Genomic DNA, 26189 nt, shown 5'->3' on the forward strand with positions numbered 1-26189 from the left:
CAGTACCGGCGCGGACGGGCCGCCCGGAGACTCCCCGGCATGCCCCGCTACCGCGCGCTCTTCCGGACCCCCGAGTTCACGCCGCTCTTCCTCACCGGCTCCGCCCACAACGCCGCCCAGACGATCGCAGGGCTCGGTCTCGCCACGCTCGTGTTCCGCGCGACCGGCTCCCCGCTCCTCTCCGCCCTCGCGCTCTTCGGGCCGTCCCTCGCCCAGTTGATCGGCGCGACCACCCTGCTCTCGGCCGCGGACCGGCTGCCGCCGCGCGCCGCGATCGCCGGGCTCGCCCTCTTCTTCGCCCTGGGCACCGCCGTCCTGGCGATCCCCGCGCTGCCGACCTGGGCGGTCTTCGTGGTCCTCCTCGCCGAGGGGCTCGCGGCCTCGCTCGGCGGCGGCGTGCGCTACGGGCTCCTCAACGAGATCCTGCCCCGCGGGGAGTACCTCCTCGGCCGCTCCGTGACGAACATGGCCGTCGGCGTCTGCCAGATCGGCGGCTTCGCGGCCGGCGGCGTCCTGATCGCCCTGCTCTCGCCGCACGGCACGGTCCTCGTCGGCGCCGGGCTCTACCTCGCCGCCGCGCTCCTCGCCCGCCTCGGCCTCGGGAAGCGCCCGCCCCGCGCCGGCGGACGGGCCTCGGTCGCCGAGACCTGGCGCACCAACCGGCGCCTGTGGTCCTCGCCCGCGCGCCGCCGCTGCTACCTCGCCCTGTGGGTGCCCAACGGGCTGATCGTGGGCTGCGAGTCGCTCTTCGTGCCGTACGCCCCCGAGCGCGCCGGGCTCCTCTTCGCCTGCGCGGCGCTCGGGATGCTGGCGGGGGACGTCGCCGTCGGCCGGTTCCTCCCGGCACGGCTGCGCGGCCGGCTCCGCTTTCCGCTCCAGGCGCTGCTCGCGGCCCCGTTCCCGGTGTTCGCCCTGGACCCCGCGCCACCGCTCGCGCTCCTCGCGGTGACGGTCTCGGCGGTCGGGTACGGGGCGAGCCTGCTGCACCAGGAACGGCTGATGGAACTGGTGCCGGCGGAGCTGAGCGGCCACGCGCTCGGGCTCCACACCTCCGGGATGCTCGCCCTCCAGGGCGTGAGCGCGGCGCTGGCGGGCACCCTCGCCCAGTACACGTCACCGCGTACGGGGATGGTGCTGCTCGCCCTCGCCTCGCTCACCGTGACCCTGGCACTCGCGCGGGCCGACCGGAAGGCCGACGAGCCGCCACGTCCTACCGAGGCGCCTTCGAGCGGAACACGACCGTCTCCTCGCACGGCCCGTCGGCGAACAGCTTGAGCGCCTCCACCTCGTCCTTGTCGGCGGAGAGGCCCCAGCGCAGCTTGGTGCTCACCCACGCGCCGACGTAGGGGCAGTAGCGGCCGGCGTCCGTGGGCACCCACTCGGCCGGGTCGCGCCCGGCCTTCTCCTTCTGGCTGCGGGCGGTGACGGCGACGAGGGTCGCGGCGGCGCCCTGGTCGTTGGCGTACTGCTCGCGCCGGGCCGCCGTCCAGCCGGAGGCCCCCGACTGCCAGGCCTCCTCCAGCGCGACGAGGTGGTCGACGCGGAGCGCGGTCGGGTCGGTGACGCTCTGGCCGTCGTAGGAGGAGGTCCACCGGCCGCCGCTCAGCGCGCATTTCGCGCCGGACTTCGGGGCGTCCTGGGCCTCGGAGATGAGGACCTCGGAGCTGGTGTCGCAGCCGTCGGCCGGGTCGAGGCCCTGGTTCCAGTGGCGGAACGCCGTCGCCTTGTAGCCGTCCGGGTCCTCGGCCGCCTCGGTGAGCTCGGCGAGCGCGTCGGGGAAGAGGATGACGTTGGCGGAGAGGGCGGGGGAGGGGACGGCGAGCGGGGACAGGATCAGGGCGAGCGGCGCGAGACCGCGCATCAGGTTCTTGATCATGTACCAGTGGATAGCGCCGGTCGCGGGGCGCACAGGGCCCAAATCGCGGTGCGCTCGTCCGAGCGGGTGCGGATCTTCACCGCAGAAACGATGCGCTGGGCTCCCGTACGCCCGTCGGTGGACGTGTCCCTCCGTACATACGAAGAAGAGCGCGGAACCAGGGACCGTAAACCTGGTTCCGCGCTCTCCGGTGATGCCCGTCCGACGGCACGAGGCTGGCGCGACAGGACGTTCGCGCCGCCGGACGGAGTCTGTGGGCGTACCTGCTTCCGGGGCCGGCGGACGGAGTCCGACGCAGCCGTCCGAAGCCTGCGAAGCAGTGCGAGGGCGGCGTCGGGAGTGGGACGTTCGCGCCGCCGGACGGAGTCTGTGGGGCCCCACGGAGGGGCGGGGAGGGGCTGGGCGTTGGGACCGCGGCGGTGCCGACGGGCGTGCCGGCCGTCCCTTCTTTCAGGTCAAGAAGGGGGCCCGACGTCCTTACCACCGCACTGGCTCGGCGCCGCCGCGGTCCTCACGCTTGTCCGGTCCGCCGACCACCCCTCATCCGGGCCGGCGATCCGGACCGCGTACGGCACTGACCTCCCGTCAGGCGCCGTACGCAGTCTGGGTGCTGCGGTGCTGTCAGTCCTCGCGCAGGGCGCGGACCGCCTCGGCCACGCGCTTGCCGTACTCCGGGTCGGCGGCGGCGAAGTGCGCGAGGTTCTTCTCGATGACGTCCTCGCGGGACACCTGGGAGAGACCGCCGGCGATGTTGGCGATCAGACGGTTCTTCTCCTCGGCGGACATCAGGCGGTAGAGCTCGCCGGCCTGGAAGAAGTCGTCGTCCTTGGTGTGCGCGGGCGCCTCGTGGGTGCCGGTCCAGCCGTGGATCGCGAGCGGCGCGGAGAGCGCGGCGTCGGTCTGGGCCGGGCCCTGGTACGAGTTGGGCTCGTAGTTCTTGTCGTGGCGCGAGCCGTTGCGGGTGGCCATGAAGCCGTCGCGGCCGTAGTTCTCGGCCGTGGTCGCCTTGGGGGCGTTCACCGGCAGCAGGGTGTGGTTCACGCCGAGGCGGTAGCGGTGGGCGTCCGCGTAGGCGAAGAGACGGCCCTGGAGCATCTTGTCCGGCGAGGGACCGATGCCGGGGACGAAGTTGTTCGGGGAGAAGGCGGCCTGCTCGACCTCGGCGAAGACGTTCTCCGGGTTGCGGTCGAGGACCAGGCGGCCCACGCGCTGCAGCGGGTAGTCGCTGTGCGGCCACACCTTGGTGAGGTCGAAGGGGTTGAAGCGGTAGTCCACGGCCTCGGCGGCCGGCATGACCTGGACGTACAGGGTCCACGAGGGGTTCACACCGCGCTCGATGGCCTGGAGCAGGTCGGTCTGGTGCGAGTTCGCGTCCTTGCCGACGAGCTCGGCGGCCTGGTCGGCGGAGAGGCTGCGGATGCCCTGGTTCGTCTTGAAGTGGTACTTGACGAAGAAGGCCTCGCCCGCCTCGTTGGTCCACTGGTAGGTGTGCGAGCCGTAGCCGTTCATGTGACGGTACGAGGCCGGGATGCCGCGGTCACCCATGAGCCAGGTGATCTGGTGCGTCGCCTCGGGGGCGTGCGCCCAGAAGTCCCAGACGTTGTCCGCCTCCTGCTTGCCCGTGAAGGGGTCGCGCTTCTGGGAGTGGATGAAGTCGGGGAACTTGATCGGGTCCTTGATGAAGAACACCGGGGTGTTGTTGCCGACGAGGTCGTAGTTGCCCTCTTCGGTGTAGAACTTCAGGGCGAAGCCGCGGGGGTCGCGGACCGCGTCCGCGCCGCCGAGCGAGTCGGCCACGGTGGAGAACCGGATGAAGGTCTCGGTCCGCTTGCCGACCTCACCGAGGAAGTCCGCCTTGGTGTACGCGGTGACGTCGTCGGTCACCTCGAAGTAGCCGTACGCGCCGGAGCCTCGGGCGTGCACCACGCGCTCCGGGATCCGCTCACGGTTGAAGCGCGCGAGCTTCTCCAGCAGGTGCTGGTCCTGGAGGAGGATGGGGCCACCGACGCCGGCGGTGGCGGAGTTCTGGTTGTCGGCGACGGGGGCGCCGGACTCGGTCGTAAGCACGCGCTTCGACATCGTGACCTTCCGTACGGGAACTCTGCTGACGGTCCGAGGAGCGTAAATTCGGCCCGAACGTAACGTCAACAGTTTGTTGAAAATGAAGTGTGGTGTTCCGGTCGGCGGCGGCGCCTGGGCGCGACAGGACAGGTGTCAGCGCCGCCGCCGACCGGAAATCAGGGGCCCCGTTACGGGGCGCTGGGTCAGACCTGCTGGCCGGAGAGGCGCTCGACGGCGCGCAGCAGGGCCGAGTGGTCCAGGCCGCCGTCACCCTGAGCGCGCAGGGAGGCGACGAGCTGGGCGACGACGGCACCGACCGGGAGGGCCGCACCGACGTTGCGGGCGGCGTCGGTGACGATGCCCATGTCCTTGTGGTGCAGGTCGATCCGGAAGCCGGGCTTGAAGTCCCGGTTCAGGAAGTTGTCCTTCTTGCGGGTCAGGACCGTGGAGCCGGCCAGACCGCCGTTGAGGACGTCCAGGGCGGCCTGGAGGTTCACGCCGGACTTCTCGAGGAAGACGACGGCCTCGGCGCAGGCCTGGATGTTGACCGCGACGATCAGCTGGTTGGCGGCCTTCACCGTCTGGCCGGAGCCGTGCGGGCCGCAGAGCACGATGGTCTTGCCGAGGGCCTCCAGGATCGGGAGGGCCTCGTCGAAGTCGGCCTGCTCGCCGCCGACCATGATCGAGAGCACGGCCTCGATCGCGCCGGCCTCGCCACCGGACACCGGGGCGTCGATGACGCGGATGCCCTTCTCGGCGGCGTTCTTCGCGAGGTCGACCGAGGTCTGCGGGGTGATCGACGACATGTCGACGATCAGCGCGCCCCGCCTGGCGTTCTCCAGGATGCCCTCGGGGCCGTAGGAGATGGCCTCGACGTGCGGCGACGCGGGCACCATCGTGACGATGACGTCGGCGTCCTTCACGGCCTCGGCGATCGACGCGGCGGAGGTGCCGCCGGCCTTGGCCAGCCGGTCCAGCTTGTCCTGCTCCAGCGTGAAGCCGGTGACCGAGTAGCCGGCCTTCAGCAGGTTCTCGGACATGGGCGAGCCCATGATGCCGAGACCGATCCAGGCGATCTTGGGGAGATTGCTCATCGTGAGGGTGCCTCTCAAAACTGGTGGTACTGGGGAGGGTGGCGGCGGGGCCGCGCGTCAGCGGGCCGGGCGGGCCTCGGCCGGGAGCCACTCGAAGGACGCGGCGGCGTCGGCGGCCTTGTACTCCAGGCCGATCCAGCCGTCGTAACCGGCCTTCTTCAGCTCGTCGAGGAGCTGCTCCAGGGGGAGCTCGCCGGTGCCCGGCGCGCCGCGGCCCGGGTTGTCGGCGATCTGGACGTGGCCGGTCTTGTCGGCGTACTCCGCGATGACCCGGCTGACGTCCTCGCCGTTCATCGACAGGTGGTAGATGTCGAGCAGGAACTTGGCGTTGCCGAGCCCGGTCGCCTCGTTGACCTTGTCGACGACCTCGATCGCGGAGGGGGCGCTCACCAGCGGGTAGAGCGGCGACTCCGGCTTGTTGAGGGTCTCGATCAGCAGGATCGCGCCGACGCGGTCGGCGGCCCGGGCCGCCAGGACCAGGTTCTCCAGGGCGAGGGCGTCCTGGACCGCCGGGTCCACGCCCTCGACGCGGTTGCCGTAGAGCGCGTTGAGCGCCTTGCAGCCGACCGAGGCGGCGAAGTCCGCGGCGATGTCGATGTTGGCCCGGAAGCGCTCGGACTCCTCGCCCGGTACCGAGACCGCGCCGCGGTCCGGGCCGGGGAGCTGTCCGGCGTAGAAGTTCAGGCCCACCAGCTGGGTGCCGGCGTCCTCAAGGGCTTTCTTGAGGGCGTCGAGCTCGCTCTGCTCGGGGGTGGCGGTGTCGATCCAGGGCCACCACAGCTCGACCGCCGTGAAGCCCGCCGCGGCGGCCGCCGCGGGGCGCTCCAGGAGCGGGAGTTCCGTGAAGAGGATCGACAGGTTCACATCGAAGCGCTGGTCCGTGTATCCCATGAGGGGCGGCGCTCCTTCCGTATCGCGGAAGTAAGTTTCTGTCTGACGGAATGTTGCAAGCAGGGCGTCCCACTTGTCAAGAGGTCCCCGCAGGTCCGGGGCTCCCGCGGGCCGGAGCGGGGCCGTACTTTGGGTCCATGGTGCGTTTGAGAGTGGAGTTCACGACCGAGCCGTTCGACCTCGACGAGGCGCCGGCGCACGCGGTCGTGGCCCGTGAGGTCATCCAGTCGGCCGAACTGGACGCGGTCGACGTCGGCCCCTTCGGCAACACGGCGGAAGGTGGCGCCGACGAGGTGCTCACCGCGGTCGACGCGCTGCTGCGCAGCTCGCTCGCGGCCGGTGCCACCCGTGTCTCGCTCCAGGTGAATGTGATCGGGGAGGGCGAGAAGTGACGGAACACCCCTTGGTCGCGGCGGTGAAGCCGCTGGTCGACGCTATGGGAGCGGAGCTCGTCGGCGCCGCGCAGGCGGAGGCCGACGACGTGGTCCTCTCCTGGGAGGGGGAGGACGTGCTCGCCGTACGGCTGCCGCAGCTCTCGGACTCCCTGGACCGGATCCTCGCCGCGATGGAGCGGCGGCACGGGATGCCGCTGGCCGAACTCGACCGCAAGGCGAAGCAGGAGGCCGTCCGCCTTCTGGAGGCGCGCGGTGCCTTCTCGGTACGCCATGGGGTGGAGACCGTGGCGGGTGCGCTGGGTGTCAGCCGCTTCACCGTGTACAACTACTTGAACAGAGAAACCGCCCTGAACAGGGAAAAGGCCGCCGAGAACGGCTAGTTGATCTTGTTTGACCACAAGCCGTCGTCCAGATGTCGGGACGACGGCTTTTGTGTGGCCGAGTTTTCAACAAAGTGTTGACGTTGTGTTGCGGAGGGCGTTAGCTATCCGCAGCCCGTCCGACGCACAGCGAAAAACAGCCACGGAGGCTTCCCGTGACTTCAGGTACGACACCGGGTCTCACCCGGTTCAACACCTCGGCGGACAGCGAGGCCCTTGCCGCGCTCCACGAGGTGTGCTCCAGCTCGGCGTGGGGGAGCAAGCTTGTCGCCCAGCGCCCGTACACCACCGCCGAAGCCCTCTTCCTCGCCAGCGACGCCGCCATGGCCGACCTGACCGCCGAGGACCTGGCCGACGCGATGGCGGGCCACCCGCCGATCGGTCGTCCGAAGGCCGGGGACCCGACCTCCTCCCGCGAACAGAGCGGGATGGCCGGCGCCTCCGCGGAGCTCAAGGCCGAGATGCTCGAACTCAACCTGGCCTACCAGGACAAGTTCGGTCATGTCTTCCTCATCTGCGCCACCGGCAGGACCGGCGAGCAGATGCGCGACGCGGTCCGGGACCGGATCGGGAACTCGCCCGAGGAGGAGCGGGAGATCGTCCGCACCGAACTGGGCAAGATCAACCGCATCCGGCTGACCCGTCTCGTAGAGGAAGAGAGCTCCGCATGAGCACCGACACCACGGCCTCGGTGTCCACCCACATCCTGGACACCAGCATCGGCCGCCCCGCCGAGGGCGTGGCCATCACGCTCGCGGCCCGCAGCGGCTCCGACGCCGAGTGGGTCGCGCTCGGAGGCTCCGCCACCGACGCGGACGGGCGCTGCAAGGACCTGCCGGCCCTGCCGGAAGAAACCACCCACGTACGTCTCGACTTCGAGACCGAGACGTACTTCGCCAAGAAGCAAGCCGAGGCGCAGCAGGACGCCCCCCGCGTAAGGGACAGCGGTGCGTTCTTCCCGGAGGTGGCGATCACGTTCGCCGTCAAGCCGGGCGAGCACTATCACGTACCGCTGCTGCTCAACCCGTTCGGCTACTCCGTTTACCGAGGGAGCTAGCAGACATGCCCACGATTCTCGGCCAGAACCAGTACGGCAAAGCAGAGAACCGCGTCGTCAAGATCACGCGGGACGGCGACACCCACCACATCAAGGACCTGAACGTCTCCGTCGCCCTCTCCGGCGACCTCGACGACGTCCACCTCACCGGCTCCAACGCCCACTGCCTCCCCACCGACACGACGAAGAACACCATCTTCGCGTTCGCCAAGGAGTACGGCATCGAGTCCGCCGAGCAGTTCGGCATCCACCTCGCCCGTCACTTCGTGACGAGCCAGGAGCCGATCAAGCAGGCGCGCATCCGGATCGAGGAGTACTCCTGGGAGCGCATCGCCTCCTCCGACGCCAACTCCAAGTTCATCGGCGCCGAAGAGGTCAACCACTCCTTCGCCCGCAAGGGCCAGGAGACCCGCGTCACCCAGGTCACCTACGACGGCGAGAAGTGGGAGGTCATCTCCGGCCTCAAGGACCTCGTCGTCATGAACTCCACCAACTCGGAGTTCTGGGGCTACATCAAGGACAAGTACACGACGCTCCAGGAGGCGTACGACCGCATCCTGGCCACGCAGGTCTCCGCCCGCTGGCGGTTCAACTGGACCGACGACGACCAGCGCATGCCCAACTGGGAGCGGTCCTACGAGCAGACCCGGAAGCACATGCTCGAGGCCTTCTCGGAGACGTACTCGTACTCCCTCCAGCAGACGCTGTACCAGATGGCCACGCGCATCATCAACCACCGCTCGGAGATCGACGAAGTCCGCTTCTCGCTCCCGAACAAGCACCACTTCCTGGTCGACCTCGAGCCCTTCGGTCTGAAGAACGACAACGAGGTCTACTACGCCGCCGACCGCATGTACGGCCTCATCGAGGCCACCGTCCTCCGCGACGGAGCGACGGCGCAGATCCCGGTCGACATGACCAACCTCTAAGCGCCATCTGAGTGACGGCCCCGCCCGCCCGCAGTCGGGCGGGGCCCGCACCAGCCCGGAGGAACTCCCATGGCACAGCCTGCAATGGGGCCGGCATCCGCCGAAGGCCCGTGTTCCACCCCACCGGACACCACACACCAGGTCCATCCGGTGGACGAAAAGCTTCCCGCCTCGCGGCTCGTCCCCGCGGCACTCCAGCACATCGCCGCCATGTACGCCGGTGTCGTCACCCCTCCGCTCATCATCGGCCAGGCCGTCGGCCTGGACGCGGCAGGGATGACCCGGCTCATCGCCGCCAGCCTGCTCATCGCCGGCTGTGCCACGATCCTGCAGACCCTCGGCATCCGAACCTTCGCCGGCAACCGGCTCCCGTTCGTCAACGCCGCCTCCTCCGCGGGCATCGCGCCGATGCTCGCCATCGCCGAGACCAGTGCTCCCGGACACCAACTCCCCGCCATCTACGGCGCGGTGATGGTCGCCGGAGTCTTCTGCCTCGCCGTGGGCCCCTTCTTCGGGAAGCTCCTGCGCTTCTTCCCGCCGCTCGTCACCGGCGTCGTCATCACCCTCATCGGGGTCACCCTGATGCCCGTGCCCGTCGGCTGGGCCCAGGGCGGCGACAAGACCGCCGCCGACTTCGGCGCCATGAAGTACCTGGCGCTCGCCGGCTTCACCCTCGTCGTCATCCTGCTCTTCCAGCGCTTCGGCAAGGGCTTCGTCAAGCAGATCGCCCTGCTGCTCGGCCTCTTCATCGGCACCCTCGCCGCGATCCCCTTCGGGATGGCGGACTTCACCGCCCTGCGTGAGGCGCCCGTCGCGGCCCTGCCCGCTCCCTTCGCCTTCGGCGCACCCGAGTTCCAGCCCGCCGCGATCCTCTCCCTGTGCATCGTGATGCTCGTCCTGATGACCGAGTCCAGCGCCGGCATGCTCGCCCTCGGCGAGATCTGCGACCGGCGCAGCGACGGGAAGACCATCACCCGGGGCCTGCGCACCGACGGCATCGCGACCCTGCTCGGTCCGGTCTTCGGTGGCTTCCCGACCTCGGCCTTCGCCCAGAACGTCGGCGTCGTCTCGCTGACCCGGGTCCGCTCCCGGTACGTCGTCGCCGTCGCCGGCGGCGCCCTGCTGGTCCTCGGCGCCTTCCCGGTCCTCGGCGCGGTCGTCTCCACGGTCCCGATGCCCGTCCTCGGCGGCGCCGGCATCGTCCTCTTCGGCTCGATCGCGGTCAGCGGCATCCGCACCCTGTCGGAAGCCGGACTCGACGACAGCTCCAACATCATCCTGGTGGCCGTCGCGCTCGGAGCGGGCATCATCCCGCTCGCCGCTCCCACCTTCTACGCCGACTTCCCGGCCTGGGCGCAGACCGTGCTCGGCTCCGGCATCAGCGCGGGCGCGCTCGTCGCCGTCCTGCTCAACCTGTTCTTCCACCATCTCGGCACCCGGAGCCGTCACACGGCTCCGGCACTCAAATCCTCCTAGGGTCCTGCCGTGCCCACACCACCCCCGAGGAATGAAGGAAGCACCGCCATGGCAGCACCTTCGGCAGCCCAGCGCATCGTCATCGAGAACGCGGCGATCGCGACCGTCGACGCGAACGACACCGAGTACGCCTCCGGCTACCTCGTCGTCGCCGACAACAAGATCGAGTCCATCGGTGCCGGCAAGGCCCCCGAGGGTCTGGAGAACGTGGTCCGCCGGATCGACGCCACCGGTCATCTGGTGACGCCCGGTCTGGTCAACACCCACCACCACTTCTACCAGTGGATCACCCGGGGCCTGGCCACCGACCACAACCTCTTCAACTGGCTGGTCGCGCTCTACCCGACCTGGTCGCGGATCGACGAGTCGATGGTCCGCGTCGCCGCCCAGGGCTCCCTCGCGATGATGGCCCGCGGCGGTGTCACCACCGCCATGGACCACCACTACGTCTACCCGAAGAACTCCGGCGACCTGTCCGGCGCGATCATCGGCGCCGCCTCCGACATGGGCGTCCGCTTCACCCTCGCCCGCGGCTCGATGGACATGAGCGAGAAGGACGGCTTCCTGCCGCCGGACTTCGCCGTCGAGACCACCGAGGGCGCGCTCGCCGCGACCGAGGAGACGGTGCGGAAGTTCCACGACGCCTCCTTCGACGCGATGACCCAGGTCGCCGTCGCCCCCTGCTCCCCGTTCTCCATCTCCACCCAGCTGCTCAAGCAGGGTGCCGAGCTGGCCCGCCGGCTCGGTGTGCGCATGCACACCCACGGCTCGGAGACCGTGGAGGAGGAGAAGTTCTGCCACGAGCTCTTCGGCATGGGCCCGACGGACTACTTCGAGTCCACCGGCTTCCTCGGCGAGGACGTGTGGATGGCGCACTGCGTCCACATGAACGACTCCGACATCGCCGCCTTCGCCCGCACCGGTACGGGTGTGGCGCACTGTCCCTCCTCCAACGCGCGCCTCGCCGCCGGCATCGCCCGCGTACCGGACATGCTCAAGGCGGGCGTCCCGGTCGGCCTCGGCGTCGACGGCACCGCCTCGAACGAGTCCGGCGAGCTCCACACCGAGCTGCGCAACGCGCTCCTCATCAACCGCCTCGGCGCCCACCGCGAGGCCGCGCTCAACGCCCGCCAGGCCCTGCGCCTCGGCACCTACGGCGGTGCGCAGGTCCTCGGCCGCGCCGACAACATCGGCTCGCTCGAAGCCGGCAAGCTCGCCGACTTCGTCCTCTGGAAGATCGACGGCCTCGGCCACTCCTCGATCGCCGACCCGGTCACCGCCGTCGTCTTCGGCGCCGCTGCCCCGGTCACCGCCTCCTTCGTCAACGGCAGGCAGATCGTCGAGAACAACCGACTGCTGTTCGCCGACGAGGAGCAGATCGCGCGCGACGCACGCGCGGAGGCGCAGCGCCTGGCCCGTATCACGGCCCAGAGCTGACCCTCCCCATGGAGTCCGACCGAGGGGGACGGCCCTCGGCCGGTCGCCGTGGACCCGAGCGGGGTCCGCGGCAGCCCGACCGGGGGGTGCCGTACGCAGAAGACGTACGGCACCCCCCGGGAAGGTGATGCCTGCCCGCACCCCCACCGGGCACCCGTCCCGCAGCGCCTCCTCCCCAGCGCACCGCTCCACCCCGCAACGAGCCGCACCTCCTGTACTTCGCACCGCATCGCACCACCTCCCTGAACCCCGCGTCACTGCCGACGTGTAACCGACCGGAGGAACCGCCGTGGCCGCCAAGCCCCAGGTTCGCAATGCACAAGACGCAGGCTCCGCCCCCGAAGACCGCGAGAAGCATCCGGTCGACGAGACGCTGCCCCCACTGAAGATGCTCACCAGCGGCCTCCAGCACGTGGCCGCCATGTACGCGGGCGTCGTCGCGCCGCCCCTGATCGTCGGAGCGGCCGTCGGCCTCTCCGGCACCGAACTGACCTTCCTCACCGGCGCGAGCCTCTTCACCGCCGGTCTCGCGACCTTCCTGCAGACCCTCGGCGTCTGGAAGATCGGCGCCCGGCTCCCGTTCGTCAACGGCGTCACCTTCGCCGGTGTCGCCCCGATGCTCGCGATCGTCGACACCACCGACGACAAGGCCGACGCGCTGCCCGTCATCTTCGGCGCGATCATCGTCGCCGGACTGCTCGGCTTCCTTGCGGCCCCCTGGTTCTCCCGGCTCGTGCGGTTCTTCCCGCCGGTCGTGACGGGCACTGTGATCACCCTCATCGGTGTCTCCCTCCTCCCGGTCGCCTTCGGCTGGGCCCAGGGGCCCAACCCCAGGGCGGAGGACTACGGTTCGACGACCTACCTCTCCCTCGCCGCCGTCACGCTCGTCGTGGTCCTGCTGCTGCGCCGCTTCACCCGCGGCTTCCTCAAGCAGGTCGCCGTCCTGGTCGGCCTGGTCATCGGCACGCTCATCGCCATACCGTTCGGGGTCACCGACTTCTCGCCGGTGACCGAGGCGGACATCGTCGGCTTCCCGTCCCCGTTCCACTTCGGCGCCCCGCAGTTCGCGCTCGCCGCGATCATCTCCATGTGCGTGGTCATGCTGGTCTCCATGACCGAGTCGACCGCCGACATGCTGGCGCTCGGCGAGATCGTGGAGCGTCCCGCCGACGAGAAGACCATCGCGGCCGGTCTCCGCGCCGACACACTTGGCTCGGCGATCAGCCCGCTCTTCAACGGCTTCATGTGCAGCGCCTTCGCCCAGAACATCGGTCTGGTCGCCATGACCAGGATCCGCAGCCGCTTCGTCGTGGCCTGCGGCGGTGGCTTCCTGGTCCTGATGGGGCTCTCCCCGGTCGCCGCCTCGCTGATCTCGGTCGTCCCCCGGCCGGTCCTCGGCGGCGCGGGGGTCGTCCTCTTCGGCTCGGTCGCCGCCAGCGGCATCCAGACCCTGGTCAAGGCCGGTCTGGAGAAGGACAACAACGTCCTGATCGTGGCCGTCTCCCTGGCCGTCGGCATCATCCCGATCACGGCGCCGGAGTTCTACCACGCCTTCCCGGAGACCGCGAAGATCATCCTGGACTCCGGGATCTCCACCGGCTGTGTCGCGGCCGTCCTGCTCAACGTGGTCTTCAACCACCTGGGCCGGGGCCGGGACGACGACGAGGTCACCGCGCCGATGGAGCCGGGCGAGGAGATCTCCGGCAGCCACACGGCGAAGGCGGCGCACGTCCACTGAGCCCGCTCGTCGTCCCACCGACCGCCCCGGTCCCCGCGCACGCCGCGGGGCCCGGGGCCGTCGTGCTGATCAACCCCAACACCTCGGCGGAGACGACCGCGATGATGACCGCCATCGCCCGCCGGGCCCTGGGGGCTCCGGGCGCCCGTGCCGGCGCCCGGACGGTCCGTGGGGTCACCGTGTCCCGCGGCCCCGGCATGCTCACCGACCCCGCCGCCCTGCGCGCCGCCGCCCCCGAGGTCCTCGCGGCCGGACTCCGGGCCGCCGCCGAGGGCGACTGCGCGGCGCTCCTCGTCGGCGCCTTCGGCGACCCCGGCCTGGATGCGCTCCGCGCGGCGACCGGCCTGCCCGTGGCGGGCCTGGGCGAGGCGGCCCTCCTGGAGGCCGCCTCCGACGGCGCCCCGTTCGGCATCGCCACCACGACGCCGCTCCTGGCCGACTCCATCGCCGAGCGGGTGGCGGCCCTCGGCCTCGCCGACCGGTACACGGGCCTCCGGCTCACCGCCGGCACCCCCGAACGGCTCTCCGCCGATCCCGCGCTGCTCCTCGACCGGCTGGAGCGGGCCGTCCGCGCCTGCGCCCAGCGGGACGGGGCGCGCGCGGTCGTCATCGGTGGCGGCCCGCTGGGCGAGGCCGCCGAGGAGCTCCGCGCCCGGTGCGCGATCCCGGTCGTCGCCCCGATCCCGGCGGCCTGCCGCGCGCTCGCCCGCCTGCTGACCGCCTGACGCCACCCCCGATCAGCCAAGACGCCCCAGACCCAGACCCAGGCCCAGGCCGACGCCCAGGCCCAGGCCCAGGCCCAGGTCCAGGTCCAGGTCCAGGCCCAGGCCCAGGCCCAGGCCCAGGCACGGGCCCGGGCCCGGGCCCGGGTCCAGGCCCCGTACCCAGCCCCGTCCCAGGCGCCGGCCCCGCACCCGTTCACCGCTCCACCACGATCCGCCGCCGGCACTCCTCGGCCAGCGCCGGGTAGGCGGCGGCGATCGCCTCGTACAGCCGCCGCCGCAGCAACCGCTCGGCCTCCCGGCGGCCGCTCTCCCCGTACAGCCCGTCGAGCAGTGACTCGTACCGGGAGAGGGCGTGCCGCAGATAGTTCACCTGCCACCGCACCAGCGCGCCCTGAGGGGCGCCGCCGGGTGTGGCCCCGGCCCCGCCCGCACCCCCGCCGGGGCCCCGCGCGCCCAGCAGGTGCCGGTGGCGGACGGCGCGTCGCTCCAGCTCGGGGCCGGGGAGTCGCGGTACCTCGATCGGCTCGGCCCGGATCGCGGTGAGCACGGCGGCCCGTCGCCGCTCCGCGTACACCCCGGCCGCCGCCGACCTGGCCTTCGAGAGCACGGTGGCGGTGGTGAACTCGGCGGTCCGCTCCACCGTCTCCACGCGGGCCAGGAGATAGAGGCGCACGGGCGTGAGGGACCAGCGGCGCGGATCGCGCCCCTGGACGTCGGGCACGCCGAGCAGGTCCCGCACCATCGAGTCGGTCCAGCCCCGGCGGCGCACCCCGGTGAGCGTCACATAGATCGTACGGTCCGTCATGATTCCCCCTGATTCGACTACGGAGCGTGACTGTTTCAGTGAAGCGCACGCCACTGACAACGCCCTCTTGCCGGGCGCGGCCCGGCTGTGCGATATAGGTCTGGACCTTTTCGACGGACGGAGGGCTTCCCGTGCAACGCCCGCTCGCCGCACGCCTGTTGACCGCCCTGGCGCTGACCTTCGCGCTCGCCCTCACCGGCTGCTCCGGCTCCCCGGAACCCCCGCCGAAGGACACCCGCGCCCCGACCGTCCCGACCGGAGTCACCGCCACCGCCGGCAGCGCCGGCACCGTCCACGTCATGTGGAGCGCCGCCGCCGACGACCGCGCCGTCACCGGCTACGAGGTCTACCGCGAGGGCCGCAAGGTCAAGGATCTCCCCGCCACCACCGTGATGACCGACATCGTCGGACTCGCGCCCGCGACCCGGTACAGCTTCACGGTCCGCGCCCGCGACGCGGCAGGGAACGTCTCGCCCCCGAGCGCCACCGTCGCCGCGACCACCCTCCGCGCGACCGTCGAGGACCGCACGCCCCCCACCGCCCCGACCGCGCTCCGCGCCACCGCCGACGGCAGCCGCGCCGCCACCCTCGGCTGGACCCCGTCCCGCGACGACACCCGCGTCACGGCGTACGACGTCTACCAGGGGGACACCCGCGTCCACACCGCCCCCGGCGCCGCCACCACGGCCCGCGTCACCGGCCTGCGCCCGGGCACCGCCTACGCGTTCACGGTCCGCGCCCGCGACGCCGCCGAGAACTCCTCCCCGGACAGCCCCCGCGTCGAGCTCACCACGGCCACCGCCCCCGGCGCACCCCCGAACACCGCACCAGGGAACCTCACCGCTACGGCCGGCAAGGGTGAGGTCACCCTCACCTGGACCCCGCCGCGTACCGGAGCCCCCGTCACCCACCACGAGCTCCACCTCGACGGCCGCTTCACCACCACCATCGTCTGGGGCGCCACCCCGCCCCCCGGCCGCGCGACCTACACCTTCCCGGTCCAGGACCCCCCGGGCACCCGCTACACGGTCACCCTCCGCGCCCAACTCCCCGACGGCACCTGGGGCGACTTCTCGGCACCCCGCGTGGTGGTGGTGCGCTGACCGGCCACCGGGTCCGACACTCGCCCGGAGTGTCCCGTATGCCCGGAATCCCCTCCCCGGAACTACCCTGGGAAGCGTGGCCGAGACCGTTCTGACCAACACCGGGCTCGACAGCTTCCTCGACGGAACGCCCGAGCGCCGCGACCCCGTCTTCACACGCGCCGCCGAAGCGGTGCTCGGACTGCTCGCCCTGCGCGGGGCGGACCGGCGGACGGGGGTCCCCGAGCCGACGCCCGGGCTGGTGCGGCAGCTCCTCGTGGAGGACCTGCCGACGTTCGTGTACGCGGCGCCAGGGGAGCTCGGCGCCTATCCGGCCGTGCTCGGGGCGCTCGCCGCGCGCTTCGACGGCGGACGCGGCGAGCAGGTCGTCGCCGTGGTCGCGGAGGCCGGTCCCGACTTCGAGCGCGCCATGAACGACCCCGGCAACCTCACCTGGCACCGCTGGTACGCCTCCCTCCTGCGGAGCTGCGGCACCGACCTCGCCGACCCCGAGGACGTCCGCCGCCGGCTCGCCGCCCTCGACGGCGCGCCCCTGCCCGACGGCGTGCGCCGGGCGGACCTCATGGGCCGGACGGCCCTCGCCGACGTCCTCCTCGCGGAAGCGCTCACCCGGGCGTACGTACGGGATGCCGAGGCCGACCCGGCCTCCGGACCGCTGCTCACGGACCACGCCGTCGCCACCGGCATCGCACAGGTGGCCGCCGCGCTTCAGGACCGGTGGACCGCCGCCGGTCTCGCCGAACAGCTCGCCGGGCCGTACGCGCGCTTCGCCCCCGGCCCCGACGCCTTCCCCCACCTCGTCCTGGCCGACGCCCTCCTCGACGAGCACCTCGACTACTACGGCGACTCCGCCGCCCCCGTACCCCCGCCGCCCGCGATCGAGACACCGACGGCGCCCGGGGCCGTCGAGGAGGACGCCGACGCGCTCGCCGCCGCCGTCGAGAGCCTCGCGGAGGGGGAGTTCGGCTCCTACGGCGGCGAGGCGTCCCACCTGCTGTACGTGGTCTACCAGCGCGGCTGCTCCGCCGAGTCCGTCGCCCGCAAGACCGCCGAGTACGAGGACTGGACCGTCGACCCGGCCGTGGAGGACCTGCCCGTACCGGTCCCGGAGGAGGGGCCCACCGCGTACGCGATCCCGTCCCTGCCGGAGCTCGTACGGCTCCTCGGCACGCCGGAGCTGACCGAGGCGGACCGGAAGCGGCTCGCCGGTCCCGCCCGCGACCTGGCGGCCGTCGTCGACCGGCTCGCCGCCACCGGCCTGCTGTTCCGCACCGGCGACGCCTTCGGGCTCACCCCGCGCGGCGCGGGCGTGCTGCGCTATCTGCTCCGAGTCCGCGGGATCGCCGCCCCCGACGCGGGGGAGGCCGCGGCCTGGGCCGCGCCGACCGTCGTCGCCGCGGCCGCGGGCTGGCCCGCGGCGTCCGCCGCGCGCGTGCTCGCCGACTGGCTCCACGCGCGCGTGGACACCGCCGAGGCCTGGTCCCAACTGCTCGCCGCCCTCGGCATCGCCCACGCGGGCGCCACCGAAGCGGCCGACGCCCGGCGCCTCGTCGAGGTCCTCGACACGGCCGAGGCCCCCGTCGAGGCCCTGCGCGGCGCCCTGCGCGACCCGGCGATCGGGGAGTACGCCCACGAGGTCCTGCGCGCCAGGGGCGAGCGGCCGGACCACATCCAGGTCCCCACCTCGGCGCGAGCGCTGTACGTCCTCGACGGACTGCCGGCCAAGAAGGGGCCCCTGGAGTCCCGCCGCGCCGCCTTCGACGCGGCGGCGGCCGCCTGGCCCGGCGGTTCCGCCGCCCTGGTCCGGGCGATGGCCGAGGCGGACCGCCACGAGACCGCCCGGGTCCTCGGCCCCCTCGGCATCACCCCGACCTGAGGCGGGCCCGTCGTGAAGCGGGGCCTCACCCGGTCGTGAAGCGGGCCCCGCCGCGAAGCGGGGCCCCACTCTGCCGTGAAGATCCGGTCTCACCCCGCCGTGAGGTACATCCCCGAGGCCCCCGCACCCGCCGTGTTCCGGCAGCTGTGGTTTCCGGTGGGGCGGGCGTGGACGAGCGCCAGGCACCGGCCCAGGGCCTGCTGGCCGTATGCGTTCGGGTGCATCGACTCCTGGACGAGCCCCTGCGTGCTCTGGCTGTCGATCCAGCGCGCCCACTCGCTCGTCGTCGCCGAGGCCGGCACGGTCGACGTGACCTGCTTGCTCGCCTTGGCGCAGACCTCGCGTCCCTGGAGCGCGTCCCGCAGGTCCATGAACTGCACGCCCTTGGCCGTGGCGACCCCCTTCAGCCGGTTCGCGAGCTGCGGGACCAGGGAGTCCCGCGCCCAGGTGGAGTCGGCGTTCCAGAAGGGGCAGCCGCCGGTGTTGGTGCGGGTCCAGCCGCTCTCGCCGTACCGGTTGTCGGCGGCGCGCGGGATGGGGGAGGGGTACGACTGGAGCACGATCCGGTAGTCCGAAGAGGAGTACCCCGCGCCCGCCATGACGGCCCGGATCTCGTCGACCGACCGGCCGACGTCCGCCATCACGCCGTCGATCCGCGCGTCGACCTCGGCCTGCTGGTCGTCGTGGCAGTACGAGTACCAGACGATGTAGTCGGTCGCGCAGGTGGTGATGATGTCGGCGAAGCCGAGGTCGTTGCCGCCGATGGAGAGCGCGATGAGCTCGACGTCGTGCGAGGCGGCGACGGCCGCCAGCTGGTCGGCCTGCGGGGCCTCGCCCTTGTATGTCTGGCCGCCCTGGGAGGCCCGGATGACGTTCTTCGTGGTCGCCCCGGAGCAGGCGAGGTTGATCAGGGAGGAGGCGATCGCGCCGGCGCTCTTCACCTCGGCGGTGTCCGAGCGGTGACAGCCGCCCGCGGTGGTTCCGTACACCCGGGACGGGTCGTAGGCGCTGCCCGTCCAGGCCCGGTCGGTGCCGTTGCGGCTGCCGGAGTTGGTCAGGCTGTTGCCCTGCCAGCGTCCGGCCTCGCCGGAGATGTAGCTGTCGCCCATGGTGACGACGGCGGTGGGGCCGGTGCCGGGGGAGGCGGTGCCTGCGGCTGAGGCCGAGGCTGATGGAGCGGCGACGGAGGCGAGCCCGGCGGCGGTACAGAGAGCCAGGAATCCGCGCAGCGCACGGTGGGGGGTCGAAGGCATGGCTGTGCTCCTGCGGTATGCGGTGCGCAGTGACGTGGGGGACAGCCGCCGGCCGGTGGCAAGGCGGAATCTGACACGCGCCGGCTTGTTACCGCTAGGTAGCTGCATATCTCGGTTCAGTCACGTCACCTGTGACACGACAGGGAGCGGCACAGGGCTCTGCCCCCGGTGCCTGTGCGGACACCGGGGGCAGAGCCCTGTGCGGAACGCTGTTCAGTTCACTGTTCGGCCGCTGTGCGGTCAGCCGACCAGCTGTTCGTAGGCGGGGAGCGTCAGGAAGTCCGCGTAGTCCGCGTCGAGGGAGACGTGCAGCAGCAGGTCGTGCGCCTGCTGCCACTTGCCGGCCGCGAAGGCCTCCTCGCCGAGCTCCGCGCGGATGGCTGCGAGCTCCGCGGCGGCGACCTCGCGGGCCAGCTCCGGAGTCGCCGTCTTCCCGTTCTCGAAGACGACGCCCGCGTTGATCCACTGCCAGATCTGCGAACGCGAGATCTCGGCGGTGGCCGCGTCCTCCATCAGGTTGAAGATGGCGACGGCGCCGAGGCCGCGCAGCCACGCCTCGATGTAGCGGATGCCGACCTGGACGGCGCTGACCAGGCCGTCGTAGGTGGGCCGGGCGTCGAGCGAGTCGATCGCGATCAGGTCGCCGGGCGCGACGGAGACGTCCTCGCGGAGCCGGTCCTTCTGGTTCGGCTTCTCGCCGAGGACGGCGTCGAAGGAGGCCATCGCGATCGGGACCAGGTCCGGGTGCGCGACCCAGGAGCCGTCGAAGCCGTCGCCGGCCTCGCGGTCCTTGTCGGCCTTGACCTTCTCGAAGGCGACCTTGTTGACCTCGGCGTCCTTGCGGGACGGGATGAAGGCCGCCATGCCGCCGATCGCGTGCGCGCCGCGCTTGTGGCAGGTGCGGACGAGGAGTTCGGTGTACGCGCGCATGAACGGGGCCGTCATCGTGACCGCGTTGCGGTCCGGGAGGACGAACTTGCTGCCGCCGTCACGGAAGTTCTTGACGATGGAGAACAGGTAGTCCCAGCGGCCCGCGTTGAGGCCGGCGGCGTGGTCGCGGAGCTCGTAGAGGATCTCCTCCATCTCGTACGCGGCCGTGATGGTCTCGATGAGGACCGTGGCGCGGACGGTGCCCTGCGGGATGCCGACGTAGTCCTGGGCGAAGACGAAGATGTCGTTCCAGAGGCGGGCCTCCAGGTGCGACTCCGTCTTCGGGAGGTAGAAGTACGGGCCCTTGCCGAGGTCGATCAGACGCTGGGCGTTGTGGAAGAAGTACAGGCCGAAGTCGACGAGCGCGCCGGGGACCGGGCGTCCGTCGAAGGTGAGGTGACGCTCCTCCAGGTGCCAGCCGCGCGGGCGCATGACGACCGTGGCCAGCTCGTCGGCGGGCTTGAGGGCGTACGACTTGCCGGAGCGGGGGTCCGTGAAGTCGATGTTCCGGCTGTACGCGTCGATCAGGTTGACCTGGCCGAGGACCACGTTCTCCCAGGTCGGCGCGGAGGCGTCCTCGAAGTCGGCGAGCCAGACGCGGGCGCCGGAGTTGAGCGCGTTGATCGTCATCTTGCGGTCGGTCGGACCGGTGATCTCGACACGGCGGTCGTTCAGGGCCGCCGGGGCCGGCGCGACCTTCCAGGAGTCGTCGGCGCGGATCGCCGCGGTCTCCGGCAGGAAGTCCAGGGTGGAGGTACGGGCGATCTCGGCGCGGCGCTCCGCCCGGCGGGCGAGGAGCTCGTCCCGGCGCGGGGTGAACCGCCGGTGCAGTTCGGCGACGAAGGCCAGAGCGGCCTCGGTGAGCACTTCCTCCTGACGCGGCAGGGGCTCGGCATCGACGACGGCCAGGGGGGACGGCGCTGGTGCGGACATGAACTGTCACTTCCTTCAGCGAACTTCACGGGCGGTGCCAGGCGGCCGCCGGGCGTCGCGGGACGGCACGGAGTGCCGCAGGCGCCGAGATACGGCCGCGAGCGCCCTCTGAACTGGCAGGCGCTTCTGAACAGTGGATACTAGTTTCCTCATGGTGGAAGTTCAATGGTTTGTTGATGTCGAGATTCTCCGGATCGACAGAACATGGCGCGGGGTGCCACGGCCCGTGCCCCGCCGTTCACTCCAGGTGCGCCAGATCCGCCTCCGTGTCGATGTCGTAGGGCTCGGCCACATCCGAACAGTCCACCGGCGTGATCGCATCCCGGTGCGCCGCCAGATAGTCCCGTGCGCCCCGGTCACCGACCGCCCCCTCGGCGATCCCTGCCCAGTGGCCGGCGCCGAAAAGCACCGGATGGCCCCTCTCCCCGTCGTACGCGGCCGCCGCCAGGGACTCCCGCGAGCGGTACGCCGCACGGACCCGGGCCACCGCCGCCGGTCCGATCCCCGGCTGGTCCACCAGGAACACGAGCGCAGCGTCCACCCCGCGCGGATCCGCGGCGAGCGACGCGAGCCCGGCGCGCAGCGAGGAGCCCATCCCCTCGGCCCACTCCGGGTTCTCCACGAGCACGCACCCGGGCAGCTCGGCCCGCTCCCGTACGGTCCCGGCCGCCGCGCCCAGGACGACGTGCACCACCTCGCAACCGCCCTCGCGCAGCACCCGCACCGCGTTCTCGACGAGGGGACGCCCCCGATGGGGCAGGAGGGCCTTGGGCCGCCCCCCGAGCCGCCGTCCGCCCCCGGCGGCGAGCAGCAGTCCGGCGACGAGCGGGGTTCGATCTTCCGTAGCTGTCATGGGGCCTGCATACCTCATCAGGCGGAATCACACGCTCGCCTGAATTCCGTCCGTGGAGGGTGGCGCGCCGGGGTGGCGAAGGAGTTAACTGGCCCGCGACTCCCGGCGCCCGACCGCCGAGCCGGCGGGTCGGCGGGGCGTGTTCGGTGTGGTCGGAGTGGTGTGCGCACAGCGTTGTGCGAGGGGGAGAGCCATGTTGCGAAGCGTGGGGCAGAGGCGAGTGACCGGCGAGGGCGTGGACCCCAGGGTGGCCGAACTGCGGTCCGCCGTGTCCCGGCTCCGGCGCGAATTAGCAGGTCACCGGGTTGAGTTCGCCGACCGTGGCATCGCCGAGGACGAGCTGGCCGCCCTGGACGCCATGGCCCTCAGCGGCGCCCCCGAGGTACGGCGGCTGCGCCGCTCGCTGCTGCTGATCGCGGGCTCGGTCGGCTCCGTGAGCGCACTGGCCGAGGGCCTCGCCGGGGTCCGCCGCGCCGTCGAACTCTTCGGTCCGCCGCCGCAGGGACCTGTCGTCTGACGGGCCTATCCCTGATCAGGCGTCGGGCGTCTGACGGTCCTACCGCCTGATCAGGCGTCGGGCCGTCGCCGCCGCCACCGCGGCCGTACGCGAGTCCACGCCCAGCTTCGCGAAGATGTGCACCAGATGAGACTTCACCGTCGCCTGGCTCAGGAAGAGCGCCTTGCTGATCTGCTGGTTCGACAGGCCCTCGCCCACCAACTGGAGCACCTCCAACTCCCGCTTCGTGAGCGCCTCCGCCGGTGTCCGCATCCGGTCCATCAGCCGGTGCGCCACCGCCGGGGCGAGCGCCGACTGCCCGGCCGCAGCCGTCCGTACCGCCGCCGCCAGCTCCTCCGGCGGCGCGTCCTTCAGGAGGTAGCCGGAGGCGCCCGCCTCCACCGCCGCCAGGATGTCCGCGTCCGTGTCGTAGGTCGTCAGGACCAGTACCTTCGGCCCGCCGGGCACCGCCGTGATCGCCGCCGTCGCCTCCGAACCGTGCATCCCGGAGCCGAACTGCAGGTCCATCAGGACCACGTCCACGCTCCCGGTGCCGGCCAGCTCCACGGCCCGCTCGGCCGTGGCGGCCTCGGCGACCACGGTGAAGTCCGGCTCCGTGTCGAGGACCGCGCGCAGGCCCGCCCGTACCACCGGGTGGTCGTCCGCGAGGAGAAGCCTGATGGTGGTCATACGGAGACTCCTGCGGGGAGAGGGAGGGACACGGCCACCGCCGTGCCCTGACCGGGTGCCGACTCGACGGTGAAGGTGCCGCCCAGCGACTCGGCCCGTGAGCGCATCGCCGGAAGCCCGAAGCCGCCCTCGGAGGACTGCCGTACCGAGCCCGGCTCAAAACCCTTGCCGTCGTCGACCACGTCCAGGGTCACCGAGGCGTCCATGAACGACAGCGTGATCTCGGCCCGCGAGGCCGAGGCGTGCCGCACGGTGTTCGCGAGCGCCGACTGCGCGATCCTCAGCAGCGCCACCTCGTACGGGGTCGGCAGCTCGGCCGGCGTCCCGCTCACCGAGAACCGGACCCGAGGTCCGCCGCTCACCCCCGGCTCGCACAGCCGTTCCAGCGCGGCCGCCAGCGAACCGTGCTCCAGGTCCGGCGGCGACAGCGCCCGCACGAAGCGCCGCGCCTCCGCCAGGTTGTCCTGCGCCGCCTGCCGCGCCCGGTCGATGTGACCGGCGGCCGGCGAGCCCGGCGGCAGCGCCCGCTCGGCGGCGCGCAGCAGCAGCTGGATCGAGGACAGGCCCTGGGCGAGCGTGTCGTGGATCTCCCGGGCGAGCCGCTCGCGCTCGGCCAGCGTCCCCGCGTGCCGCTCGGCGGCCGCCAGCTCCGCCCGGGTCTCGATGAGCTCCTCGATGAGCCGGCGCCGCCGCTCGCTCTCCCGGTAGAGGGCCTGGTAGCCGAGGACGGTCGCCACCGCGACCGCTCCGCCGAGCAGCGGCCCGATGAAGACCCCCGGGTTGAGCGGGGCGCCGTGCCCCACGTACGAGAGGATGGCCGCGCCCGCCGTCAGCGCGACCGCCGGCAGCGACCAGCGCGCGGGCAGCAGGTGCAGCTGGAGGAAGTACAGGGGGAAGGCCACCCACAGCGCCTCGGGGGTCAGCCAGAGCAGCGCCAGCCAGGACGCGCCCAGGGCCGCCAGCCAGACGGCGGCGGCCCGCTGCGAGCTCCCCACGGACGGCAGGAACGATCCGGCCGCGTAGACCGCGCCGACGAGCACCGCCATCACCGTCCCGGCTGCCGAGTCCGCCTGTACCGCCGCGAGGACGAGAAGGCCCGCCATCAGCAGATGCAGGCAGAGGCGCAGCACGCGCGGAGCGGGGGTGAGGAAACGCCGGGCGGGGTGGAAGGAAGGGTGCTGTGTGGGGTGGAGGGAAGAGTGCTGTGCGGGGTGGGGGGAGGAGTACGGATCCATGTCCCCTCAAGCGTAGACAGCGGGCGGGCGGCAAACGGGCAATCCGGACTCAACCGAAAGTTTGATTGCGGAGCCATCCGTGGCGCGATGCCCCGACGGCCCCCCTCGCACCACCCTGGTCACCATGTTCGTGGCATGGAGAGACCTGAGATTCGCCAAGGGGCGATTCGCCCTCATGGGCACCGTGATCGTGCTGATCACCCTGCTCGTGGGGTTGCTGTCCGGGCTGACCGCCGGGCTCGCGCGAGAGAACGTCTCCGCGATCACCGGCCTGCCCGCCGACCGGCTGGCCTTCGCGGCGCCGCCGTCCGGGCAGTCGGTCTCCTTCACCAACTCGACGGTGACGGAGGACCAGTGGAGCCGGTGGGCGGACCGGCCGGGGGTGACGGCCGCCGAGCCGCTCGGCATCCGCACGCTCAACGCCGCCGCCGGTGACCGCACCGCCGCCGTCTCCGCCTTCGGTACGGAGCCGGGGGCCGGGCTCGCTCCCGGGACCGTCGGCGCCGGCAAGGCGGTCCTCTCGGAGTCGGCGGCGGAGGAGCTGGGCGTGGGCGTCGGCGACGCACTGCGCCTCGGCCCCCTGGAGGCCACCGTCACGGCGGTCTCCGGTGACGCCTCGTACAGCCACACCCCGGTGGTGTGGACCTCCCTCGACGACTGGCAGAAGCTCGGTCACAGCGGCACCACCCCGCAGGAACAGGCCACCGTCATCGCGCTCAGCGGCGGCGGGATCGACTGGGCCGCCGGTGACGGGGCCGCCGGGACCGAGGCCCGGACCGTCGACGGGGCGCTCACCGCCATAGGGTCCTACCAGGCCGAGAACGGCTCGCTCCAGCTCATGCGCGGCTTCCTCTTCGCCATCTCCGCGCTCGTCATAGGAGCCTTCTTCACCGTCTGGACCATCCAGCGCAGCGGCGACGTCGCCGTCCTCAAGGCGCTCGGCGCCTCCACGCCGTACCTCCTCAGGGACGCCCTCGGGCAGGCCGTCCTCATGCTCGGTGCCGGCACGCTGCTGGGCACCGGCCTCGCGGTCGGGATCGGGGCTCTGGTCAGCGGCGGGAACGTGCCCTTCGTCCTGGAGCCGCTCACCGTCCTCGGGCCCGCCGCCGTGATCATCGTGCTCGGTGTGCTCGGTGCGGCCCTGTCCATCCGGCGGATCACCGCCGTCGATCCCCTCACCGCCCTCGGGAGCGCCCGATGAGCCTCGTCCTCGACGCCGTCACCCTGACCTATCCCGACGGAGACGGTCGGCTCACCGCCCTCGACTCCGTCTCCCTCACCGTCCCCGCGGGCTCCCTCACGGCCGTCGTCGGCCCCTCCGGCTCCGGCAAGTCCAGCCTGCTCGCCGTGGCGGCGACCCTGGTGACCCCGGACCGGGGCCGGGTCGTCGTCGCCGGTACGGACACGGGGCCGCTCACCCCGGCCGCCCGGGCCGAGCTGCGGCGCGAGCACATCGGGATCGTCTTCCAGCAGCCCAACCTGCTGCCCTCGCTGAGCGCGGCGGAACAGCTCCAGGTGATGGCGCACCTCTCGGGGCGGGCGCCCAAGTCCGTACGGAGCCGGGCGCTCGACCTGCTCGACGCGGTGGGCCTCGCGGACCAGGCGCACCGCCGTCCGCACCAGCTGTCCGGCGGTCAGCGGCAGCGGGTGAACATCGCGCGTGCGCTGATGAACGAGCCGTCCGTGCTCCTGGTCGACGAGCCGACCAGCGCCCTGGACCACGAGCGGGGCGCGGCGGTCATGGACCTGCTGGCCGGTCTGACGGCGGAGCGGGGCACGGCGACGGTGCTGGTGACGCACGACCGCACCCACCTGGCCCGTACGGACAGCACGGTCACGGTCCAGGACGGCCGGCTGACAGAGGCCGAGCGGGTGTGACGCACGCGGAAGGGCGCCCGGAACCTCGTAGGGTCCGGGCGCCCTGCCGCGTATGGCGTCTTCCGCGTCCGCGGTACG

Annotated in this window: 26 protein-coding genes; 15 read left to right on the plus strand and 11 right to left on the minus strand. The window is 72.0% G+C overall.

Features of this window, described 5'->3' with window-relative positions; all coding sequences use genetic code 11:
* The first annotated feature begins 39 nt into the window (after nt 1-39).
* A complete protein-coding gene (locus tag OG361_RS31905) occupies nt 40-1275 on the plus strand; it encodes an MFS transporter (protein WP_405859042.1) in 1236 nt (411 codons plus the stop codon).
* Here OG361_RS31905 and OG361_RS31910 read toward each other — a convergent pair.
* The 4 genes from OG361_RS31910 to OG361_RS31925 form a co-directional block, all read right to left on the minus strand.
* A complete protein-coding gene (locus OG361_RS31910; protein ID WP_384561378.1) occupies nt 1211-1876 on the minus strand; it encodes an HNH endonuclease in 666 nt (221 codons plus the stop codon). The genes OG361_RS31905 and OG361_RS31910 overlap by 65 nt on opposite strands.
* A 621-nt stretch (nt 1877-2497) precedes the next feature.
* Nucleotides 2498-3955, minus strand: coding sequence for a catalase (locus OG361_RS31915; RefSeq protein ID WP_405859044.1), 1458 nt, complete (start codon nt 3953-3955; stop codon nt 2498-2500).
* 185 nt (nt 3956-4140) lie between these two features.
* The gene (locus OG361_RS31920; RefSeq protein WP_405859046.1) at nt 4141-5031 is read right to left on the minus strand and encodes a 2-hydroxy-3-oxopropionate reductase; all 891 of its coding nucleotides are present in this window, start codon (nt 5029-5031) and stop codon (nt 4141-4143) included.
* A gap of 57 nt (nt 5032-5088) precedes the next feature.
* A complete protein-coding gene (locus OG361_RS31925) occupies nt 5089-5922 on the minus strand; it encodes a TIM barrel protein (RefSeq protein ID WP_405859048.1) in 834 nt (277 codons plus the stop codon).
* A gap of 140 nt (nt 5923-6062) precedes the next feature.
* Between OG361_RS31925 and OG361_RS31930 the strand changes: the two genes are divergently transcribed.
* From OG361_RS31930 to OG361_RS31970, 9 genes are all read left to right on the plus strand, one after another.
* Nucleotides 6063-6314: a hypothetical protein gene (locus OG361_RS31930; protein ID WP_351904120.1), complete on the plus strand. Its 252-nt coding sequence runs from the start codon at nt 6063-6065 to the stop codon at nt 6312-6314.
* Nucleotides 6315-6358: 44 nt separating this feature from the next.
* Nucleotides 6359-6697: a helix-turn-helix domain-containing protein gene (locus tag OG361_RS31935; RefSeq protein WP_405862553.1), complete on the plus strand. Its 339-nt coding sequence runs from the start codon at nt 6359-6361 to the stop codon at nt 6695-6697.
* Between the two features lie 155 nt (nt 6698-6852).
* Entirely contained in the window at nt 6853-7368 is a 516-nt protein-coding gene (uraD, locus tag OG361_RS31940; protein ID WP_405859050.1) for a 2-oxo-4-hydroxy-4-carboxy-5-ureidoimidazoline decarboxylase, read from the plus strand.
* Nucleotides 7365-7754 carry a hydroxyisourate hydrolase gene (gene uraH, locus OG361_RS31945; protein WP_384569743.1) on the plus strand — a complete coding sequence of 130 codons (390 nt, stop codon included), beginning with the start codon at nt 7365-7367 and terminating at the stop codon, nt 7752-7754. The genes uraD and uraH overlap by 4 nt, the downstream gene beginning before the upstream one ends.
* 5 nt (nt 7755-7759) lie before the next feature.
* Nucleotides 7760-8683 carry a factor-independent urate hydroxylase gene (gene pucL, locus OG361_RS31950; protein WP_314621909.1) on the plus strand — a complete coding sequence of 308 codons (924 nt, stop codon included), beginning with the start codon at nt 7760-7762 and terminating at the stop codon, nt 8681-8683.
* A gap of 69 nt (nt 8684-8752) precedes the next feature.
* Nucleotides 8753-10159 carry a nucleobase:cation symporter-2 family protein gene (locus tag OG361_RS31955; protein ID WP_405859053.1) on the plus strand — a complete coding sequence of 469 codons (1407 nt, stop codon included), beginning with the start codon at nt 8753-8755 and terminating at the stop codon, nt 10157-10159.
* A gap of 48 nt (nt 10160-10207) precedes the next feature.
* On the plus strand, nt 10208-11596 hold the full coding sequence (locus tag OG361_RS31960; protein WP_384561358.1) for an 8-oxoguanine deaminase: 1389 nt from the start codon (nt 10208-10210) through the stop codon (nt 11594-11596).
* Between the two features lie 289 nt (nt 11597-11885).
* Complete coding sequence (locus tag OG361_RS31965; RefSeq protein ID WP_405859055.1) at nt 11886-13334, plus strand: nucleobase:cation symporter-2 family protein; 1449 nt, start codon at nt 11886-11888, stop codon at nt 13332-13334.
* A 62-nt stretch (nt 13335-13396) separates the two neighbouring features.
* Entirely contained in the window at nt 13397-14059 is a 663-nt protein-coding gene (locus OG361_RS31970; protein ID WP_405859057.1) for an aspartate/glutamate racemase family protein, read from the plus strand.
* Nucleotides 14060-14071: 12 nt separating this feature from the next.
* Here the strand turns inward: OG361_RS31970 and OG361_RS31975 are convergent, their stop codons facing one another.
* Nucleotides 14072-14248: a hypothetical protein gene (locus tag OG361_RS31975; RefSeq protein ID WP_405859059.1), complete on the minus strand. Its 177-nt coding sequence runs from the start codon at nt 14246-14248 to the stop codon at nt 14072-14074.
* 4 nt (nt 14249-14252) lie between these two features.
* Nucleotides 14253-14864 (minus strand): hypothetical protein, encoded by a 612-nt coding sequence (locus tag OG361_RS31980; RefSeq protein ID WP_405859061.1) that lies wholly within the window; start codon nt 14862-14864, stop codon nt 14253-14255.
* A 131-nt stretch (nt 14865-14995) separates the two neighbouring features.
* On the opposite strand from OG361_RS31980, the gene OG361_RS31985 reads away from it, so the two are divergent.
* Together OG361_RS31985 and OG361_RS31990 are read left to right on the plus strand one after the other, a co-directional pair.
* On the plus strand, nt 14996-15967 hold the full coding sequence (locus tag OG361_RS31985) for a fibronectin type III domain-containing protein (protein ID WP_405859062.1): 972 nt from the start codon (nt 14996-14998) through the stop codon (nt 15965-15967).
* A gap of 76 nt (nt 15968-16043) precedes the next feature.
* Complete coding sequence (locus tag OG361_RS31990) at nt 16044-17843, plus strand: hypothetical protein (RefSeq protein WP_405859064.1); 1800 nt, start codon at nt 16044-16046, stop codon at nt 17841-17843.
* An 89-nt stretch (nt 17844-17932) separates the two neighbouring features.
* Here OG361_RS31990 and OG361_RS31995 read toward each other — a convergent pair whose 3' ends face one another.
* The 3 genes from OG361_RS31995 to OG361_RS32005 form a co-directional block, all read right to left on the minus strand.
* Nucleotides 17933-19096 (minus strand): GDSL-type esterase/lipase family protein, encoded by a 1164-nt coding sequence (locus OG361_RS31995; RefSeq protein ID WP_405859066.1) that lies wholly within the window; start codon nt 19094-19096, stop codon nt 17933-17935.
* A 240-nt stretch (nt 19097-19336) separates the two neighbouring features.
* The gene (aceB, locus tag OG361_RS32000) at nt 19337-20959 is read right to left on the minus strand and encodes a malate synthase A (protein WP_405859068.1); all 1623 of its coding nucleotides are present in this window, start codon (nt 20957-20959) and stop codon (nt 19337-19339) included.
* A 238-nt stretch (nt 20960-21197) separates the two neighbouring features.
* Entirely contained in the window at nt 21198-21812 is a 615-nt protein-coding gene (locus tag OG361_RS32005; RefSeq protein WP_405859070.1) for an NTP transferase domain-containing protein, read from the minus strand.
* A 193-nt stretch (nt 21813-22005) separates the two neighbouring features.
* On the opposite strand from OG361_RS32005, the gene OG361_RS32010 reads away from it, so the two are divergent.
* Nucleotides 22006-22329 carry a DUF5955 family protein gene (locus tag OG361_RS32010; RefSeq protein WP_384561329.1) on the plus strand — a complete coding sequence of 108 codons (324 nt, stop codon included), beginning with the start codon at nt 22006-22008 and terminating at the stop codon, nt 22327-22329.
* A 39-nt stretch (nt 22330-22368) separates the two neighbouring features.
* On the opposite strand, the gene OG361_RS32015 is transcribed toward OG361_RS32010, so the two are convergent.
* Together OG361_RS32015 and OG361_RS32020 are read right to left on the minus strand one after the other, a co-directional pair.
* A complete protein-coding gene (locus OG361_RS32015) occupies nt 22369-22998 on the minus strand; it encodes a response regulator (RefSeq protein ID WP_384561326.1) in 630 nt (209 codons plus the stop codon).
* Complete coding sequence (locus OG361_RS32020) at nt 22995-24101, minus strand: sensor histidine kinase (RefSeq protein WP_405862555.1); 1107 nt, start codon at nt 24099-24101, stop codon at nt 22995-22997. The genes OG361_RS32015 and OG361_RS32020 overlap by 4 nt, the downstream gene beginning before the upstream one ends.
* Nucleotides 24102-24357: 256 nt before the next feature.
* On the opposite strand from OG361_RS32020, the gene OG361_RS32025 reads away from it, so the two are divergent.
* Both OG361_RS32025 and OG361_RS32030 read left to right on the plus strand, forming a co-directional pair.
* A complete protein-coding gene (locus OG361_RS32025) occupies nt 24358-25434 on the plus strand; it encodes an ABC transporter permease (RefSeq protein ID WP_405859073.1) in 1077 nt (358 codons plus the stop codon).
* Nucleotides 25431-26111 (plus strand): ABC transporter ATP-binding protein, encoded by a 681-nt coding sequence (locus OG361_RS32030; RefSeq protein WP_405859075.1) that lies wholly within the window; start codon nt 25431-25433, stop codon nt 26109-26111. Before OG361_RS32025 ends, OG361_RS32030 begins: the two co-directional genes overlap by 4 nt.
* The last annotated feature ends 78 nt before the right edge of the window (nt 26112-26189 follow it).

Source organism: Streptomyces sp. NBC_00090 (genome assembly GCF_045160815.1).
Lineage (GTDB): Bacteria > Actinomycetota > Actinomycetes > Streptomycetales > Streptomycetaceae > Streptomyces.